16 protein-coding genes are annotated in these 18645 nt (G+C 74.3%); 11 read left to right on the top strand and 5 right to left on the bottom strand.

What is annotated here, in order from left to right:
* The first annotated feature begins 1 nt into the window (after position 1).
* Together miaA and EDD28_RS16265 are read left to right on the top strand one after the other, a co-directional pair.
* Positions 2-961 carry a tRNA (adenosine(37)-N6)-dimethylallyltransferase MiaA gene (miaA, locus tag EDD28_RS16270; RefSeq protein WP_123740754.1) on the top strand — a complete coding sequence of 320 codons (960 nt, stop codon included), beginning with the start codon at positions 2-4 and terminating at the stop codon, positions 959-961.
* Entirely contained in the window at positions 958-1968 is a 1011-nt protein-coding gene (locus EDD28_RS16265; RefSeq protein WP_123740753.1) for a diaminopimelate epimerase, read from the top strand. The genes miaA and EDD28_RS16265 overlap by 4 nt, the downstream gene beginning before the upstream one ends.
* A 6-nt stretch (positions 1969-1974) precedes the next feature.
* On the opposite strand, the gene EDD28_RS16260 is transcribed toward EDD28_RS16265, so the two are convergent.
* Positions 1975-2595: a class I SAM-dependent methyltransferase gene (locus EDD28_RS16260; RefSeq protein WP_123740752.1), complete on the bottom strand. Its 621-nt coding sequence runs from the start codon at positions 2593-2595 to the stop codon at positions 1975-1977.
* Between the two features lie 42 nt (positions 2596-2637).
* Between EDD28_RS16260 and EDD28_RS16255 the strand changes: the two genes are divergently transcribed.
* The 4 genes from EDD28_RS16255 to EDD28_RS16240 all read left to right on the top strand — a co-directional run bounded on the left by EDD28_RS16255 (position 2638) and on the right by EDD28_RS16240 (position 8164).
* On the top strand, positions 2638-3420 hold the full coding sequence (locus EDD28_RS16255; RefSeq protein ID WP_123740751.1) for a hypothetical protein: 783 nt from the start codon (positions 2638-2640) through the stop codon (positions 3418-3420).
* Between the two features lie 184 nt (positions 3421-3604).
* Positions 3605-5194 (top strand): GTPase HflX, encoded by a 1590-nt coding sequence (hflX, locus tag EDD28_RS16250; protein ID WP_425469987.1) that lies wholly within the window; start codon positions 3605-3607, stop codon positions 5192-5194.
* A gap of 4 nt (positions 5195-5198) precedes the next feature.
* The gene (locus EDD28_RS16245; RefSeq protein WP_281272583.1) at positions 5199-7202 is read left to right on the top strand and encodes an ATP-dependent DNA helicase; all 2004 of its coding nucleotides are present in this window, start codon (positions 5199-5201) and stop codon (positions 7200-7202) included.
* Positions 7199-8164, top strand: a complete 966-nt coding sequence (locus EDD28_RS16240; protein WP_211339254.1) for an L-lactate dehydrogenase — start codon at positions 7199-7201, stop codon at positions 8162-8164. Before EDD28_RS16245 ends, EDD28_RS16240 begins: the two co-directional genes overlap by 4 nt.
* Before the next feature lie 640 nt (positions 8165-8804).
* Here EDD28_RS16240 and lexA read toward each other — a convergent pair.
* Positions 8805-9587 (bottom strand): transcriptional repressor LexA, encoded by a 783-nt coding sequence (gene lexA, locus EDD28_RS16235; RefSeq protein ID WP_123740749.1) that lies wholly within the window; start codon positions 9585-9587, stop codon positions 8805-8807.
* A gap of 235 nt (positions 9588-9822) precedes the next feature.
* Between lexA and EDD28_RS16230 the strand changes: the two genes are divergently transcribed.
* The gene (locus EDD28_RS16230; protein ID WP_245968129.1) at positions 9823-10194 is read left to right on the top strand and encodes a LysM peptidoglycan-binding domain-containing protein; all 372 of its coding nucleotides are present in this window, start codon (positions 9823-9825) and stop codon (positions 10192-10194) included.
* A gap of 102 nt (positions 10195-10296) precedes the next feature.
* A complete protein-coding gene (gene nrdR, locus EDD28_RS16225; protein WP_123740748.1) occupies positions 10297-10788 on the top strand; it encodes a transcriptional regulator NrdR in 492 nt (163 codons plus the stop codon).
* A 120-nt stretch (positions 10789-10908) separates the two neighbouring features.
* Here the strand turns inward: nrdR and serA are convergent, their stop codons facing one another.
* Both serA and EDD28_RS16215 read right to left on the bottom strand, forming a co-directional pair.
* Positions 10909-12114, bottom strand: a complete 1206-nt coding sequence (gene serA, locus EDD28_RS16220; protein ID WP_123740747.1) for a phosphoglycerate dehydrogenase — start codon at positions 12112-12114, stop codon at positions 10909-10911.
* Between the two features lie 86 nt (positions 12115-12200).
* A complete protein-coding gene (locus tag EDD28_RS16215) occupies positions 12201-14453 on the bottom strand; it encodes a HelD family protein (protein ID WP_245968128.1) in 2253 nt (750 codons plus the stop codon).
* Positions 14454-14678: 225 nt separating this feature from the next.
* Between EDD28_RS16215 and EDD28_RS16210 the strand changes: the two genes are divergently transcribed.
* Together EDD28_RS16210 and EDD28_RS16205 are read left to right on the top strand one after the other, a co-directional pair.
* Positions 14679-15716, top strand: a complete 1038-nt coding sequence (locus tag EDD28_RS16210) for a proteasome assembly chaperone family protein (protein WP_123740746.1) — start codon at positions 14679-14681, stop codon at positions 15714-15716.
* Between the two features lie 167 nt (positions 15717-15883).
* Positions 15884-16087: a cold-shock protein gene (locus EDD28_RS16205; RefSeq protein ID WP_123740745.1), complete on the top strand. Its 204-nt coding sequence runs from the start codon at positions 15884-15886 to the stop codon at positions 16085-16087.
* Positions 16088-16285: 198 nt separating this feature from the next.
* On the opposite strand, the gene EDD28_RS16200 is transcribed toward EDD28_RS16205, so the two are convergent.
* On the bottom strand, positions 16286-17242 hold the full coding sequence (locus EDD28_RS16200) for a spermidine synthase (RefSeq protein WP_123740744.1): 957 nt from the start codon (positions 17240-17242) through the stop codon (positions 16286-16288).
* 54 nt (positions 17243-17296) lie between these two features.
* Here EDD28_RS16200 and dinB point away from each other — a divergent pair, with 54 nt between their 5' ends.
* On the top strand, positions 17297-18625 hold the full coding sequence (gene dinB / locus EDD28_RS16195; protein WP_123740743.1) for a DNA polymerase IV: 1329 nt from the start codon (positions 17297-17299) through the stop codon (positions 18623-18625).
* Positions 18626-18645: the final 20 nt, after the last annotated feature.

Below are 18645 nucleotides of genomic sequence, written 5' to 3'. Positions count from 1 at the left end.
CGTGCCCACCACCCCGCCCGTCCTCGCCGTCGTCGGGCCGACGGCGAGCGGCAAGAGCCGGCTCGCGATCGAGCTCGCGCGGCGGCTCGGCGGCGAGCTCGTCAACGCCGACGCCATGCAGGTCTACCGGGGGATGGACATCGGGACCGCCAAGACCCCGCCCGAGGAGCGCGGCGGCGTCCCGCACCACCTGCTCGACGTGCTCGACGTGCGCGAGGACGCCTCGGTCGCCTGGTACCAGACCGCGGCCGCCGAGACCCTGGCGGCGATCGGGCGTCGCGGGAACGTCCCGGTGCTCGCCGGCGGGTCGGGCCTCTACCTCCGCTCGGTCCTCGACGTGCTCGACTTCCCGGCCACCGACCCCGACGTGCGGGCGCGCTGGGAGGCGATCGGCGCCGAGGAGGGCCCCGGCCTGCTGCACGAGCGACTCGTTCGGCTCGACCCGGCGGCCGCCGAGCGGATCGGCTCGCGCAACACGCGGCGGCTCGTCCGCGCGCTCGAGGTGATCGAGCTGACCGGCCGCCCGTACACCGCGACGCTGCCGCAGTACGCCTACGCCCGCCCCGCGCTCCAGGTCGCCCTCGGTGTTCCGCGGGAGGTGCTGGTCGAGCGGATCGCCGCCCGCGCCGCGCGGATGTTCGCCGAGGGGCTCGTCGAGGAGACGGCGCGGCTGCGCGCGGCGGGGCTCGAGGCCGGTGTGACGGCGAGCCGGGCCGTCGGGTACGCGCAGGCGCTCGCGGTCCTGGACGGCGAGCTCGACGTCGCCGCGGCGATCGAGGCGACGGCGATCGCGACGCGCCAGGTCGCGCGGCGGCAGACCGGCTGGTTCGGCCGCGACCCCCGGATCGTGTGGCTCGACGGCCAGGCCGGGCTGGAGACCCAGGTCGAGGAGGCGCTCGCGGCCTGGGCTGCGCTGACCGCACCGGCGCCATCGGCCCGGCCGCGTACCCTCGACGCGTGAACGCACGCGAGACGTCCCGGTGGGCGGGCTGGCCGGCCCTGACGAAGGGTCACGGCACGGGCAACGACTTCCTGCTGCTCACCGACGCCGACGCCGCGCTCGCGCTGGACGCCTCCGCCGTGGCCGCCGTGGCCGATCGCCGGTTCGGGATCGGGGCCGACGGGGTCGTCCGGGCCGTGCGGACCGCGGCGCTGCGGGCCGTCGATCCCGACGTGGACCGGGTGCTCGCGGCCGACGCCTCCGGCGGTACGGTCGATGGCGACGCCGAGTGGTTCATGGACTACCGCAACGCCGACGGCTCGATCGCCCAGATGTGCGGGAACGGGCTGCGCGTGTTCGTCCGGTACCTGCTCGCGGAGGGGCTCGCGACGCTCGCGCCGGGGGAGACGCTGCGGGTGGGGACCCGCGCCGGCGTCCTCGGGGTGCGGCTGGCCGACGGTGACCGGCTCACCGTCGCGATGGGCCGGTTCGGCCTGCCCGGCGGCGCCGAGGCGGTCGTCCGGGGCAGCGACGCCGTCGTCGAGGTCGCGGGCCTCGACGGGGCGCGGCCGGGCCTGTCCGTCACGATGCCGAACCCGCACGTCGTCATCGCGGTCGCGACGCCGGAGGAGCTCGCGGGCGCGGACCTGACGCGCGCCCCGCGGGTCGTGCCGGTTCCGGACGAGGGGACGAACGTCGAGATCGTCCAGGTGCTCGGCGAGACGCCCGCGGGGACCGCCGCGGCCGAGGGTGCCGTCGACGGGAGCCTCGGTGACGGGAGTCCAGGCGGCGAGGTGGTCGGCGTCCTGCGGATGCGGGTGCACGAGCGGGGCGTCGGCGAGACGCTGTCCTGCGGGACGGGCGCCTGCGCCGCCGCCGTCGCGGCGCGCGTCTGGGCGGGCCTGGGGGCACCGGACCGCTGGATCGTCCACGTCCCGGGCGGGACGCTCGGCGTCGCCGTCGCCGCGGACGACGAGGTCGAGCTGACCGGCCCGGCCGAGCTCGTCGGAACCGTCACGCTCGGCTGACGCCGGTCAGTCGCCGGCGGTCGGACGACGGACCTCCAGGACGCGGAAGCCCTTGACGCTGGCCAGGCGGTCGGTCGGTGCGCCCAGCTCGGTCGACAGCCACGCGGCGAGCGAGTCGGCGCCGAGGTTCTTGCCCACGACGAGGTAGGCGACGCCGTCCGGCGTGAGCCGTGGCAGCCAGTGCGCCAGGAGCCGGTGCAGCGCCTCCTTGCCGATCCGGATCGGCGGGTTGGACCAGACGAGGTCGAACCGCTCGTCCTCGTCCACCTCGTCCGGCAGCGACGCCGAGACGTTCGTGAGGCCGGCGGTCGCCGCGTTGGCGGCCGTGAGCGCGAGCGCGCGCTCGTTGACGTCGACCGCGACGACCCGTGCTCCGGGCGAGGCCAGCCCGAGCGCCAGCGCGATCGGACCCCAGCCGCAGCCGAGATCGAGGAACGTCCCGTCCGGCGGCGGGGTGGGGACGGTGTCGAGGAGGACCTTCGTCGCGTGGTCGAGATGGTCGGCGGAGAAGATGCCCGGGGCGGTGTGCAGGACGAGATCGCGACCGCCGAGCCGGACGTCGATGGTGCGCAGCTCCTCGGGTGTGGCCGGCCGGGCGGTGAAGTAGTGCTCGGGTTCGCTGTGCACGCCGATAGCCTAGGCACTCACACGCGAGAGCAGGGAGACGACGTGACCGAGCAGCCGCAGGGATGGACTCCGCCGAGCGGGGCCGGGGCCCCGCCGCCAGCCCCCGGAGCGCAGCCCTCGCCGTACCCGGCCCCGCCGGCGGCGCCGGGCCGGCCGGCGGCTCCGTACGGGGCCGCGCCGCCCGCCGCGCCGTACGGCGCGCCCGGTCCCTCCTACGGGGTGCCCGGCCCCTCGTACGGGGCGCCGACGACGCCGTCGCAGCCGAGCTACGGGGTGTCGGTCCCCGCGCCCCCGTCCGTTCCCGGTGTCACGATTCCCGGCGCGACGCCGTACGGGGTGACGGCCCCCGGCTCGAACGCGCCGCTCGCCCCCCGCGGCCGTCCCCTCGTCGGCGCCCTCCTGGCGCTCCTCACCATCCCGCTCGCGGTCGCGGCCTGGGTGCTCGTGTGGCGGATGGGGGTCGTCGTCGGCTTCCTCGCCTTCTTCATCCCCGCCATCGCGCTCCAGCTCTACGTCTGGGGCGCGCGGCGTCAGCCGGGCGGTGGCGCCAAGCTCTACCTCGTGGTGATCTCGCTCCTGGCCGCGGTGCTCGCGCTCGTCGGGGCGATGGCCAGCGACATCTGGACGGTCGCGGGCGGGCGCTACACCGGTCCGTTCGACCCGGCGTTCATCCAGCGGGTGCTCGACGTCGTCTCGACGCCGGCCCCGTGGCGCGCCCTCGTCCAGCACAACACGATCGGCATCGTCTTCATGGGGATCGGGCTCGCGATCGGGATGCTCCGGATCGGCGGGGCCGGCAAGGAGACCCCGTCTCGGCCGGCCTGAACCCCGTCGCCACTGCGGGGTCGGCGTCGAGAGCTGTCCACCGTCGGGTGAGATGCGCGGCCGTCACCAACCGGCTTCGCTGACCGAGAATTCCCTGGGAGCGGACCGGCCCCCGTGGGACGATGGTGGGACCGCCGCGGCACCGGGAACGTCCCCGATCCGCGGCCCCACACCGATCGACGAAGTGAGGACCGTGACCCAGTACTCCGATGACCCCGGCCGCCCGACCGAGACCCGGGAGGCCGACGAGCGCGCGACCCAGGAGGCCCGGCGCGTCGTCGAGCGCATCCTCGCTCGATCGGGGACGGCCCTCATGGAGGACGCGTCGCACAGCGAGGCCGACGGGGACCAGCTCGATCTCGAGGAGCGCTCGGCGCTGCGGCGCGTCGCCGGTCTGTCCACCGAGCTCGACGACGTCACCGAGGTCGAGTACCGCCGGCTGCGCCTCGAGCGCGTCGTGCTCGTCGGGCTCTACGCCTCGGACGCCGAGAGCGCGGAGATCTCGCTGCGCGAGCTGGCGGCGCTCGCCGAGACGGCCGGCTCGCAGGTGCTCGACGGGCTGCTCCAGCGGCGTCGGCTGCCCGACCCCGGCACCTACCTCGGGACGGGCAAAGCTCAGGAGCTCGCCGGCATCGTGGCCGACACCGGCGCCGACACGGTCGTCGTGGACGGCGAGCTGGCTCCGTCGCAGCGGCGTGCGCTGGAGGACGTGGTCAAGGTCAAGGTCGTCGACCGGACCGCGCTCATCCTCGACATCTTCGCCCAGCACGCCAAGTCCCGGGAGGGCAAGGCCCAGGTCGAGCTCGCCCAGCTCGAGTACCTCCTGCCGCGCCTGCGCGGCTGGGGCGAGTCGATGTCCCGCCAGGCGGGTGGTCAGGTGGGCGGCGCGGGCGCCGGCATGGGCTCGCGCGGTCCCGGTGAGACGAAGATCGAGCTGGACCGTCGCCGCATCCGCAACCGGATGGCGAAGCTGCGCCGTGAGCTTAAGGCGATGACCCCGGCCCGCGAGGCGAAGCGCGCCCAGCGCCTGTCCTCACCCATCCCGCAGGTCGCGATCGCCGGCTACACCAACGCCGGCAAGTCCTCGCTGCTCAACCGCCTCACCGGTGCTGGCGTGCTCGTCGAGAACGCGCTGTTCGCGACGCTCGACCCGACGGTCCGGCGAGCCGAGACGCCGGACGGGCGCACCTACACGATCGCGGACACGGTGGGCTTCGTCCGCTCCCTGCCGCACCAGCTCGTCGAGGCGTTCCGCTCGACGCTCGAGGAGGTCGACGACGCGCACCTGCTGCTCCACGTCGTCGATGCGGCGCACCCCGACCCCGAGAGCCAGATCGCCGCGGTCCGCGAGGTGCTCGCGGACATCGACCTCGGCTCGGTCCCCGAGGTGCTCGTGCTCAACAAGGCCGACCTGGCCTCGCCCGAGGCCCTGGCCCGGCTCTCCGGCGTCGCCGAGCACACCGTCGCGGTATCGGCCTTCACCGGTGAGGGCGTCGAGGAGCTGCGCGAGCTCATCGCCGAGCTCCTGCCGCGACCGGCGGTCGAGCTCGACGTCGTCGTGCCCTACACGCGCGGCGACCTCGTCAGCCAGGCGCACGCGACGGGCGAGGTGCTGGCCGTCGACCACCTCGAGCACGGCACGCGCCTGCGCGCCCGGGTCGACGCCGCGCTGGCGGCCGCGATCCAGACCGTCGCGCGGGTGTCGGGCGTCGCCGGTGCCGCCGCGGAGGCCGACGCGTCGGCCGCCGACGGCGACGTCCGCGGCGCCGACTGACCGCGTGACGGGTGCTGACCGGGTGGTGACGGACGTGGGGCAGGTCGACGCGGCCCTGGACGCCGTCGTCGCCGCCCTCGGCGGGGCGCGGCGCGAGGGACAGCACGCCATGGCGCGCGAGGTGGCGACCGCGCTGGAGGACGGCGTCCCACTCCTCGTCGAGGCCGGCACCGGAACGGGCAAGTCGTTCGCCTACCTCGTCCCCGCCGTGCTGGGCGCGGTGACCCGCGGCGAGCGCGTCGTCGTCTCGACGGCGACGCTCGCGCTGCAGCGGCAGATCCTCGTCAAGGACCTCCCGCTCGTCGCCGACGCGCTCGAGCCGCTGCTGCCGCGCCCCGTCGAGGCCGCCGTCCTCAAGGGCTGGCACAACTACCTGTGCCGGCAGAAGATTGCCGGCGGCTACCCCGAGGAGTCGGGCGGCGGGCTGTTCGACCTGCCGGCACCGGTCGAGCACCCGGCCGGCGACGTCGACGAGACGCTCGGCGACCAGGTCGTCCGGCTGCGGACCTGGGCCGAGGAGACCTCGACCGGGGATCGCGACGATCTCGTGCCGGGCGTGACTGACCGGGCGTGGCGACAGGTGTCGGTGACGAAGATGGACTGCCTCGGAGCGCGCTGCCCCATGCTCGCCGAGTGCTTCCCCGAGCGGGCGAAGGTCGCGGCGCACGAGGCCGACCTCGTCGTGACCAACCACGCGATGGTCGGGATCGCCGCGTCGGGCTCGCCCGGCGTGCTGCCCGAGCACGACGCGCTCATCGTCGACGAAGCGCACGAGCTCGTCGCGCGCTCCCGAGCCGCCGCGACGGCGGAGCTGTCCGTCGGGGCGCTCCTGCGCACGGCGTCGCTGGTCCGCCGGCACGGCGGCGTCGTCCTGCCGGAGCTCGACGAGGCGATCGAGCGCCTGGCCGTCGGCCTCACCGGAACCTCGCCTGGCCGGCTGCCCGACGGGCTCACCCCGGAGCTGGCGGAGATCGTCACGCTCCTCGGCGCGGCCTGCCGCGAGGGACTCACCGCCACCAAGCCCGGGCCCGGCCAGGGGAGCGGGCCGCCCGACGGCGGTCTGGTCATGGCGCGCTCCGCCCTCACCATCGCCCTGGAGATCACCGACCGGCTGCTGTCGGACTCGGTCGCGAACCGGCGCGACGTGCTGTGGTGCGAGGAGTACCGCGACGGCACGCGACGCCTGCGGATCGCGCCGCTGGAGGTCGCCGGCCTGCTGGCCGAGAACCTGTTCGCCGAGCGCGCCGCCGTCCTGACGTCGGCGACGCTGCGGATCGGCGGGTCGTTCGCGACGACCGCCGGCGAGGTGGGGCTGTTCGGCGACGACACCTACCGCGCGCTGGAGGTGCCCGCGCCGTTCGACTACGCGAGCCAGGCGATCCGATACGTCGCCGCCCACCTCCCGCCGCCGGGGCGCACCCCCGGCGAGGAGATGCTCGCGGAGCTGACCGAGCTCGTCGTCGCCTCGCGCGGCGGCGTCCTCGGGCTGTTCTCCTCGCGCCACGCCGCCGAGGTGGCCGCCGAGTGGGTCAGGGCGGCGAGCGGGCTACCGGTGCTGTGCCAGGGCGACGACTCGCTTCCGGCGCTCGTCGCCGCCTTCCGCGAGGGGCACGAGGTGTCGCTGTTCGGGACGCTCTCGCTCTGGCAGGGCGTCGACGTCCCGGGGGCGACCAGCCGGCTCGTCGTCATCGACCGCATCCCGTTCCCGCGCCCGGACGACCCCGTCATCCAGGCCCTCGGCGACGTGGCGCGCAGCCGCGGGCGCAACGAGTTCATGTCCGTCTCGGTGCCGCACGCGGCGCTGCTGCTGGCGCAGGGCGTCGGGCGGCTCGTGCGCTCGACGCAGGACCGCGGCGTCGTGGCGGTGCTCGACTCGCGTCTCGCCACGGCTCGCTACGGCTCGTTCCTGCGGGCCTCGCTCCCGCCGATGTGGCCGACCACGGACCCGACCGTCGTGCGGTCGGCTCTGGCGCGGCTGGCGGTGCTGCCCTCTAGGATCGAGGAGTGAGCATCGAGCCCCGTCCGTACCAGACCGTCGCGATCGTGGGAGCCGGCTCGGTCGGCGCCACTCTCGCCTACGCCGCGCTCGTCCGCGGCGCCGCGCGCCGCGTCGTCCTCTACGACGTCAACCGGGCCAAGGTGACCGCCGAGGCGGCCGACATCGGCCACGGCACCGAGTTCATGCACCAGGCGACGATCGAGGGCAGCGACGACATCGAGATCTGCCGCAACGCGGACATCGTGGTCTTCACGGCCGGCGCGAAGCAGGATCCCGGCCAGAGTCGGATGGAGCTGGCCGCCAAGACGGTCGGGCTCGTGCAGAAGGTGATGCCGACGCTGGTCGACATCGCGCCGGACGCCGTCCACATGATGGTGACCAACCCGGTCGACGTGGTCACGTACGCCGCCCAGAAGGTCACCGGCCTGCCGACGCACCAGATCTTCGGCTCCGGCACCGTCCTTGACTCCTCCCGGCTGCGCTACCAGATCTCGCGCGAGTGCGGCGTCGCGGTGCAAAACGTGCACGCGTACGTGCTCGGCGAGCACGGCGACAGCGAGGTCCCGATCTGGAGCTCCGCGAGCATCGGCGGCGTGCCCCTGCTGGAGTGGCTCGGGCCGGACGGTCGGCCGCTGTTCACGGACAGCGTGCGCGAGCGCATCGGGTACGACACCGTCCACGCCGCCTACGAGATCATCGAGGGCAAGGGCGCGACGAACTACGCCGTCGGCCTCGCCGTCACGCGGATCATCGAGGCCGTGCTGCGCAACGAGCACCGGGTGCTGCCGGTCTCGACGCTCGTCAACGACGACCTCCTGGGCATCCGGGACGTCTGCCTGTCGATGCCGACGATCGTCGACGCGCGCGGGGCCGTCGAGCGGCTCGGGATCCCGATGAGCTCGTTCGAGCTGCAGCGTCTCCACGCGAGCGCGGTCGCGCTGCGCGAGGCGGCCCGCAGCCTCGGCTTCTAGCTGGCATCCGGTCGGTCGGCGCGGTCCGGCCGGCGGGCGCGCGACTGGAACCCGCGATCGCTGGATGCGCCTGCTGACGACTGCTGCGGCCGTGGCCACCCGTGAACCGGGTGACTGGGTCGATGCGGCCCGGACGTGGCCACGGGGGCCGCGCTGACCACCGCTGGTCCGGCTGGTGTCGGTGAGGCGGTCCGGTGGTGGCCACCGCGACCGCCATGACCCCCCGAAGGGTCGAACCGCTGCCGCCGCCACTGGAGCTAGGCCGTGGCCACCTGTGAACCGGGTGACCCCGCCGATACGGCCCGGACGTAGCCACGGGGGCCGCGCTGACCACCGCTGGTCCGGCTGGTGTTGGTGAAGCGGTCCGGTGGTGGCCACCGCGACCGCGATGCCCCCCCCGGAGGGCCGGATCGCTGCCGCCGCCACAAGTTCAGGACCGTGGCCACCTGTGAGCCGGGTGACCGCGCCGATACGGCCCGGACGTAGCCACGGTGATCGCCCTGGCCACGCTCGGTCCGGCTGGTGTTGGTGAAGCGGTCCGGTGGTGGCCACGGCCGGGTGACCGCGCCGATGCGGCCCGGACATGGCCACGGGAGCCGCGCCGACCACCCGCGGCCCGGCTCGGGCCGGAGCAGGTCGGCTAGACGCGACGCAGGACCGCGACGACGCGGCCGAGGATCTGGGCGTGCGTGCCGTCGATGGGGGAGAAGGCGGAGTTGGCGGGCAGGAGCCACACGCCGTCGGGGCCGCGGCGGAACGTCTTGACCGTCGCCTCCCCGTCGATCATCGCGGCGACGATCTCGCCGTTCTCGGCGACGTTCTGCTGACGCACGACGACCCAGTCGCCGTCGCAGATCGCAGCCTCGATCATCGACTCACCGACGACCTCGAGGAGGAAGAGCTCGCCGTCGCCGACGATCCGCCGCGGGAGCGCGAACACGTCCTCGACGCTCTGCTCCGCGAGGATCGGGCCGCCCGCAGCGATGCGGCCGACGAGGGGGACGTAGGAGGTCGCCGCGTTCGGCGGCTCCGGCAGCAGGATGGGGCGGACGGCCTCGGCGGCGACGTCGCCGCCGGTCTCGTCGGCGTCGGGCGTGAACCCGGCCGGCCGCAGCGGCGTCCCGGCGCGGGCGACCTGGGCGGCGGTCTCGGCGTCGGTGCGGGGCGTGAGCCCGGGGACCGCCGACACCATGGGCGCCTCGGCGACGACCTCCATGGCGCGCGGACGCATCGGGTCGCGACGCAGGTACCCCTTGTCCTCGAGCTGCTGGAGCTGGTGCTTGACGCTCGAGGGGGAGGCGAGCCCGACCTCCTCGCCGATCTCGCGCATGCTCGGCGGGTAACCGCGCTCGGTGATGCTGCGGCGGATCACGTCGAGCACCGCGCGCTGCCGCACGGTGAGCACCCGAGGGTCTCGTGCCATCGTTCCGTCTCCTCCTCCTCGCCCGGTCCGGTCCGAGCGTCCGCGGCGGCTGCCCCGGCGACCGCCCGACGGATAGATGTCAGACCTCGATGGTGTGCTGCTGCCTAGGTCAAGCGTAGGCGATCGAACACCGGATCGTGCGACACGTGTTCGAACGGAGTGTCGACAACGCGGGGCCGATGGGTTACTGTGTCGAACAGACGTACGACGCACACTAGTTCGAAGGAGTGTCGAGATGAGCACCATGGTGATGAACCGTCCGGCGATGACTCGCGGGACCGTGCGCCGCGTGTCGGAGCCGGCGAACGGGTCGGTCCGGATGCGGCTGACCCGTCGCGGGCGCATCGTGGTCGTGACGCTTGCCGCGCTCCTCGGCTTCGGCATCGCCCTGTCGGCCGAGCGCGCGGTCGCGACGTCGACCGTGGATCCCGTCTCGTACGAGACCGTGTACGTCGCCCCCGGCGAGAGCTTGTGGAGCATCGCCAGCGGGATCGCGGGGGAGCGGGACGTGCGTGATGTCGTCGCCGCCCTCGAGGAGCTGAACGGGCTCACGAGCTCGCAGCTCCAGGTCGGGCAGGAGCTGCTCGTCCCCGCGGACGGCCTCTAGACCGAGCTCGTCGCGGACGGCGCCGACGCGCCGGGTCCTCCGTGGAAGAATGGTCATCCCGCTCGGCCCTCGGGCGGGGTCGCCATCGGAGGGACTCTCGCGGTGCACTGCCCGTACTGCCGACACACCGACTCCCGAGTCGTCGACTCACGCACGAGCGAGGACGGCTCCTCGATCCGGCGTCGGCGCCAGTGCCCGGAGTGCGGCCGCCGGTTCACCACCGTGGAGACCACGAGCCTCTCGGTCGTGAAGCGCTCCGGCGTGGTCGAGCCGTTCTCCCGGGACAAGGTCGTCGCGGGTGTCCGCAAGGCCTGCCAGGGACGCCCGGTCTCGGACGACTCGCTCGCCCTGCTCGCCCAGCGCGTGGAGGAGACGGTGCGGGCCACCGGGTCGGCCGAGATCGACGCGCACGACGTCGGTCTCGCGATCCTCGGGCCGCTGCGCGAGCTGGACGAGATCGCCTACCTGCGCTTCGCCTCGGTCTACCAGAGCTTCACGACGCTCGAGGACTTCGAGGCCGCCATCAGCGGCCTGCGCGCCGACCGGCTCGGTGAGTCGGCGGACGAGGTCGCGGTCGTCGACCCCGTCGCCTGAGCTCCCAGCCGCAACCGCCCGAACGTCTCGGCTCCGTCGCCCGAGCGCCGAGGCTCAGCTCCCAGAGCGCCGAGACCCAGCGGCCCGAACGCCCAGCCCAAGCGGACTGAACTCCGAGCCTCAGCCGATCTCGATGACGCGCGCGCGGATCGTCGTCGGGAGCGCCTCGAGCTCGCTCAGCAAGTCGGCGGACAGGCCCCCGCCGACGTCGGTGACGGCGTAGCCGAACTGGCCGCGCGTCCCGAGCACCTGGTACTCGACGTTCGCGCCGCTGCGCGAGAGGTCCTCGTTGAGCTGAGCCATGACGCCGGGGACGTTGCGGTGCAGCAGCGTCACGCGGTGCGCCCCCGGCCGCGGGGCCTCGAGCACGAGACCGGGCAGGTTGACGGAGAGGTTCGTCGCCCCGGTCGCCTGGTAGTCGCGCAGCTTGTTCGCCACGAAGATGCCGATGTCGTGCTGCGCCTCCTCGGTCGAGCCGCCGACGTGCGGCGTGAGGATGACGTTGTCGAGCCCGCGCAGCGCGCTGTCGAAGGAGTCACCCTTCGACTTCGGCTCGGTCGGGAACACGTCGACGGCCGCACCCGAGAGCGAGCGGTCGAGGATGCGCTCGCGCAGCGCGTCGTAGTCGACGAGGAAGCCGCGGGACAGGTTGAGGAACAGCGCGCCCGGACGCATCGCGGCGAACTGCGCGGCGCCGAACATCCCGGCGTTGCCGGGGCGGCCGTCGACGTGCAGCGTCACGACGTCCGCCTGCCCCAGCAGGTCGTCGAGCGAGCCGACCCGCTTGGCGTTGCCCAGGGCGAGCTTCTCCGCGGTGTCGTAGAAGATCACGCTCATGCCGAGCGCCTCGGCGACCACCGAGAGCTGCGTGCCGATGTTGCCGTAGCCAACGATCCCGAGCGTGCGTCCGCGGACCTCGTGCGCGCCGTCGGCCGACTTGTTCCAGACGCCCTTGTGGAGCGAGGAGTTCTGCACCGTGAGCCGGCGGCTGAGCGCGATGATCTCGGCGAGCACGAGCTCCACGACGGAGCGCGTGTTCGAGAACGGCGCGTTGAACGCCGCGACGCCGCGCTCGGCGGCGGCCGCGAGGTCGATCTGGTTCGTCCCGATGCAGAAGGCGCCGACGGCGTCGAGCTCGGAGCGCGCCAGCACCTCGGAGCTCACCTGCGTCTTCGACCGGATCCCGAGCAGCGAGACGCCGTCGAGCGCCTCGATCAGCTCCTCCTCGTCGAGAGCACCCCTGCGGTTCTCGACGTCGTAGCCGGCCTCGGTCAGGATGTCCGTGGCGAGCGGGTGGATGTTCTCGAGAAGGAGGGCGCGTGGCACCCGGCCATTCTCCCCTCCCGCGCGGAGGCACCCAAATCCGTCTCACGACGAGATCCCGGGCGCCCTGGAGGTCCCGGCCGCGGCGCTCAGTCGTGCGGCAGGTCGCGCACGTCGAGCCCGTCGGGCAGCGCGCCGAGCAGCGTGAGCCGGCGCGTCGTGCGGGTCATCGCGACGTAGGCGTCGCCCGGGCCGAGGTGCGCGACGTCGATCGCCACGACCGCGTCGAACTCCAGCCCCTTCGCCTCGACGGGATCGAGCACGACGAGCTGCCGGGTGAGGTCGACGCCGGGCGCGTCGAGCTCGGCCCGCAGTCGGTCCACCTGGTCGATCGGCGCGATGACGCACGTCGTCCCACCCAGCTCGAGCGACTCGCGCACCGCGCTCGGCAGGTCGCGCCCGATCCGCAGCGAGCCCGGGACGTCGCGGGCGGAGGTCACGGGCGCCACGTCCGGGTGCAGCCCCTCGCGCCGCAGGCTCTCGTGGAGCACGTCCGTCGCGGCGTCCATCACGGTGCGCGGCGTGCGGTAGTTGATGGTGAGCTGGGCGAGTCGCCAGGACCGGTCGAGGTCGTCGAACACGTCGGCCCACCGGCGCGCGCCGGCGCCGCTCGACGTCTGGCCCGTGTCGCCCACCACGGTGAACGACCGGCTCGGGCACCGGCGCAGCAGGCTGCGCCACGCCATCGGCGACAGCTCCTGCGCCTCGTCGACCACGACGTGACCGTAGGTCCACGACCGGTCGGCGGCCGCGCGCTCGGCCGTCGTCATGAGCGGGCCGGACTCCGCCATGCGCGAGGCGAGCTGCTCGGCCGTGACCTCGGGCAGACCGCTGCCGCCCGGCTGGTAGGACGCGAGCGTCGAGCGGGCGTACTCGAGCTCCTCCCGCGCCTGCTGTGCCGCCGCGACCTCGGCTGCCTGACGCTCGGGGTCGATCGGGTCGCCGATCAGCTCCCACGCCTCGTCCAGCAGCGGCACGTCGGCGACCGTCCACGGGTGGTCGGCGTCGCGCTGGAGCAGGTGCCGGTCGCGCGCCGACATGCCGGGCGCGGCCTCGGCGAGCCGGTGCGGCTTGGTCAGCAGGTCGCGGACGAGGCCCTGCGCGCTGAGCGGGAACCAGGCGAGGTTGAGCGCGACGCGCACGTCCCGGTGGCTGCGCAGGTCCTCGACCACCTCCGCGACGTCCTCGGCCGCGAGGTCGGCGCCCGTCTCCTGCGCGTACTGCTTCGCGAGCGTCTGGAGCATCGTCCGGACGAACACCACGCGCGCCGCGTTGTGCGACTGGTGCGCTCGCCGGGCCCGCGTCCGGGCGGCGGCCACGTCGTCGGGCCGGATCTCGAGGTCGACCGAGCCGAGCCGGAACCGCACCGGCTCCGCCGGCACGCGCTGCCGCGCCGCCACGGCGCGCGCGATGATCGCGCCCCACCCGCGTCGTCCCTTGATCCGGGCGACGGCGTCGGACTCCGTCCCCGTGGCCGTGATGCCGGGCAGGAGCGTCGACATCGTCGTCGACACCACGCCGGTCTCACCGAGCGCGGGGAGGACCTTCTCGATGTAGCGCAGGAACGCGTCGGACGGTCCGACGAGCAGCACGCCGGAGCGCGACATCCGCTCGCGGTGCGCGTAGAGCAGGTAGGCGGCGCGGTGCAGCGCGACGGCGGTCTTGCCCGTCCCCGGCCCGCCCTGGACCACCAGGACGCCCTCGACGTCGGACCGGATGATCTCGTCCTGTTCGGCCTGGATCGTCGCGACGATGTCCTGCATCCGGCCGGTGCGGTGCTCGCCCAGCGCCGCCATGAGCGCACCCTCGCCCGCCAGCGAGCTGCGGTGCTCCGGGTCGAGCGCCTCGGCGTCCAGCACGTCGTCCTCGATCCCGACGACGCGGCGATCCCGCGTGGTCAGGTGCCGCCGGCGCACGACGCCGGCCGGGTGCGCGGCCGTCGCCTGGTAGAACGGGCGGGCCGCCGGCGCACGCCAGTCCGTGAGGATCGGCGTGTGCTCGGTGTCCGAGAGGCCGACGCGGCCGACGTAACGCGGTCCGCGCGACGCGTCGTCGCCGTCCGCCGCGTCCGTCGACCCGGGCGCCAGGTCGAGGCGCCCGAAGACGAGCTTGTGCTCGACGGCGTCGTAGGTGGCGAGCCGGTCCGCGTACATCGCGGCGAACGAGTCGCGCTCGGACCGCGCCTGGTGGGTGCCCTCGGCCCGCGTCGCGCGCACCTGCGCGAGGCTCGACGCGGCCTGGCCGCGCAGGTCGTCCAACCGGCCGTACACCTCGTCGACGACACCCTGCTCGAGGGCGAGCTGTGCGCCCAGCGCGGTGTCATCGTGCTCGGGATCGGTCACGCACGCCTCCTCGCCGCCGGGTGGACCGGCCGTCCATTATGGCACCCGGACACCCCTCGTCCGCGCTCACGCGGACGGCCGCGGCCCTCCGCGCGAGCGGGAGCGCACGCGGGAATGGCGGGTGCCCCCGATGCGTTGACCACGACAGAACTCGTCCGCCCCTCGACCGACCCCGTCGGCGAGGACGCGGGTGCCCAGCACCCGACCACGACACCGGGAGGCGTCATGGAACCGTCCGCCCTGTTCACCTGGAACCTGCCCGCCGGCACCCCGGCGGGCACCCCTCAGCTCCCGACGCACCACGGCGTCCCCGCCGTCGTGAACGAGGAGTCCGAGGACGCCGGCCTCACGCTCCCGACGACGCTCGACGAGGTCGAGGCGCCCGTCCTCGTGCACGCGATGCGGGGAGCCATCGACGCCGGCCACGCCGGCGCGCTCGTCGCCGGCCACCTCCTGGCCGCCCATCCGACGCGACGCGTGGCGACGTTCGACGTCGAGGAGCTGCTCGACTACCGCTCGCGCCGGCCCGTCGTCACGTTCGACCGCACGGCGTACACCGACTACGCGACGCCGCAGCTCGCGCTCGACTACGTCGCGACCGCCGACGGCGGCATGCTCCTGCTGCACGGCGTCGAGCCGGACCTGCGCTGGGAGACCTTCTCCACGGCGGTGCGGGAGATCGTCGAGCGGCTCGGCGTGCGCACGACCGTCGCGCTCCAGGGCATCCCGATGGGGGTGCCGCACACGCGGCCCGTCTCGGTCACCGAGCACGCGACCCGGGAGGACCTCGTCGAGCCGGCCCCGGAGCTGTTCGGGACCGTGCAGGTGCCGGGGACGGCCGCGTCCCTGCTCGAGCTGCGCCTGGGCGAGCACGGTCACGACGCCATGGGCTTCGCCGTCCACGTCCCGCACTACCTCGCGCAGACCGAGTACCCCGCGGCCGCCGCGGAGCTGCTGCGGCGCCTCGCCCGCGTGACGGAGCTCCCGCTCGACACCGGAGCCCTCGACCGGGCCGCCGGCACCATGCGCGTCGAGATCGACCGCCAGGTGGCCGAGGCCCCCGAGGTCGCGTCGCTCGTCAGCGCGCTGGAGCAGCAGTACGACGCCTACGTCGAGGCGGCCGGGAAGAGCCTGCTCGCCGGGACGCACGTCCCGAGCGCCGACGAGATCGGCGCCCAGTTCGAGGCGTTCCTCGCCGCGCAGGCGGGGGAGGACTCGGACGACGACGGGGACGGCTCGCTCGGCGGCCCCCACGAGGCCTGAGCTCCATCGGCGGAATGTGGTGGCGCACGGGCGCCTCGCTCTGGCAGAATAGGGCCGTTGCACCAGGTTTCTCGCATGTTCGATGATCTTCGTCTGGCGTGGGATCACTGCTGCACGTGGTCGGGGACACAAGGTCGCCGGCCGTGATTCCTCCGGAAGGACAACGCATGACGCAGGGAACCGTGAAGTGGTTCAACCCTGACAAGGGCTGGGGCTTCATCGCCCCGGAGACCGGTGGCCCGGACATCTTCGTCCACTACAAGGCCATCACGGGTGACGGCTTCCGCACCCTCGACGCCGACCAGAAGGTCGAGTTCGACATCACCGAGGGCGACAAGGGCCCGCAGGCCGTCAACGTTCGCGCCATCTGACGCGACGCCTTCTTCTGGCGAAGGCCGCTTCCCTCCGGGGAGGCGGCCTTCGTCGTTTCCGGATGGCATTCCCGGAATGTCCCGACCCGCGAGTCCCAGCGTCGGGAGAAGGTTCCGCGGGGCGGGTGACCGGCCAGATGCCGGTCGACGTTCCCGGGCGGGTGGCGGACGGCGGGCGGCGCGCAGGAATGGGCCGGGTCAGTGACCCGCGGGCGTCGGCTCGTCGACGCTCGGGCCTGCGGCGGGCCCCTCGTCCGTGCTCGCGCTCGCGGCGGCGGCGCGCGAGGCGCGCACCCAGGGGTCGTCCGCGTCCAGCTCGGCGTCGTCCAGCGGTGCGTGCGTTCCGACGAAGTCGTCGAGCTCCCGCCCCGTGACCAGCCGGACCGGCGCCGGCAGCCCGAGCAGCCGCCGGGCCAGCCCCGCGTCGAGCTCCGTGTCGCCGGCGAGGACGACGAGGTTGCCGAACCGTCGGCCCTTGAGGATCGGCGGCTCGACGGCGAGCGCGACGTGCGGGAAGACCGCTCGCGCGGTGGCGACCTCGCGCCGGGCGACGGGCAGCGGGGGCGTGTCGACCAGGTTGCCGAGGTAGAGGCCGCCCGGGCGCAGGACGTCGGCTGCGGCGGTGAGGAACTGCGCCGTCGTCAGGTGGGTCGGCACGCGGGCGCCGGCGAACGCGTCCCGGACCACGGCGTCGAACGAGCCGGGTCGCATCGTCGCCAGGCTGGCGCGCGCCTCGCCGACGCGGACCCGCAGCCGCGGGGCCCGGGGGAGCGCGAACCACTCCCGCGCCAGCTCGGCCATCCGGCCGTCGAGCTCCACCACGACGTGCCGACTGCCAGGGGCCGCCTCGGCGAGCGCACGGGCGAAGGCGCACGCGGCGCCGCCGAGGTGGAGGACGCGCGCGGTCGAGCCGGGCTCGGCGAGGTCCCCGAGCGCGAGCCGCATCTGCTGCATGTACTCGAACTCGAGGTGGTGCGGGTCGTCCAGATCGATGTAGGAGGACTCGACGCCGTTGACGTAGACCATGAGCCCACCCGGCCGGTCGGGGTCCGGCTCGAGCTCGACCGTCCCGGTGTCGATCGCGACGAGGGTCGAGAGCGGGAGATCCTGGGTCGAGCCGCCGACCGAACCGCGGCGCCGCTGATCCCCACGCATGGCAGCGATCGTACGCCGCTTGCCTCACCCGTACATGTGTTCGATACTGGACGGATGGAGCGACCGGAGGACGTCGAGGGCGCGCGCGTGCTGCCCGGCGACGACACCGGCGCCAGCATCCTGCACGTCGACATGGACGCCTTCTTCGCCTCGGTCGAGCTGGCCGAGCGCCCGGGGCTGCGCGGGCAGCCGCTGGTCGTCGGCGGCCGGGAGCGCGGCGTCGTGCTCGCGGCGACCTACGAGGCGCGGGCGTTCGGGATCCGCTCCGGCATGCCGATGGCCTCGGCCCTGGCGCGCCTGCCGTCCGTCGTGGTGGTCCCGCCGGACCACGAGCGCTACCGCGTCGTGTCGCACCGGGTCATGGCGATCCTCGCGGACGTGACGCCGCTGGTGCAGCAGGTCTCGGTCGACGAGGCGTTCCTCGACGTGGCCGGTGCCCGGCGGCTCCTCGGCTCGCCCGCCACGATCGGCGCCGCGATCCGGAACCGGATCCGGGAGGAGCTGGGACTGCCGGCGTCGGTCGGTGCCGCGGCGACCATGTCGCTCGCCAAGATCGCCTCCCAGCGGGCGAAGCCGGACGGGATGCTCGTCGTGCCGCCCGAGGCGTCGACCGCGTTCCTCCACCCGCTGCCCGTCTCCGTCATCTGGGGGGTCGGTGAGGCGACGGGGGAGCGGCTCGCCGAGCTCGGGGTGCGCACGGTCGGTGAGCTGGCCGCCATCCCGCTCCGCACGCTCGCGGCGAAGGTCGGCGCGGCCTCGGCCCACCACCTGCACGAGCTGGCGTGGGCCCGTGACGCCCGGCCCGTGACGCCGACCCGCGTCGAGAAGTCGGTCTCGCACGAGCACACCTTCCCGACCGACGTCCACGACCGGGACGAGCTCGCGCGGACCGTCCTCGCGCAGAGCCACGCCGTCGCGCGGCGGCTGCGCGCCGGCGGGATGCTCGCGCGCGGCGTCACGATCAAGGTCCGGCACGCCGACTTCACGACGCTGACCCGCTCGCGCCGGCTCGAGGTGCCGACCGATGTCGCGGCCGAGCTGTACCGGTCGGCTCGCGGGCTGCTCGCGGCGCTCGAGCTGCCGCCGATCGGCGTCCGGCTCATCGGCGTGCGGGCCGACGACGTCACGCCCGCCGCGTCGACGCCCGTCCAGCCCCTGCTCGGCGGGGACGACGGGGCGCACCGGGCGATCGAGACGGCGCTCGACGACGTCGGCCGCCGGTTCGGCTCGCGCGCCTCGACGGCGGCCTCGCTCCTGCCCGCGCGGGCCGCCGACCCGGCCGCGGACGCCGCCCCGGCGTCGACGTCGGACCGCCGGGTCCGTCCGCCCGTCGTGCCCGGTCGATCGGCGGCTGTCGCGGACGGCGATGGGCGCTTATCCTAGGAGTGTCGAGGTCGTTCGAG

It is taken from the genome of Salana multivorans (genome assembly GCF_003751805.1).
Lineage (GTDB): Bacteria > Actinomycetota > Actinomycetes > Actinomycetales > Beutenbergiaceae > Salana > Salana multivorans.
Note: the sequence above shows the minus strand (reverse complement) of the source record. Positions and strands in the feature narration are given on the sequence as shown.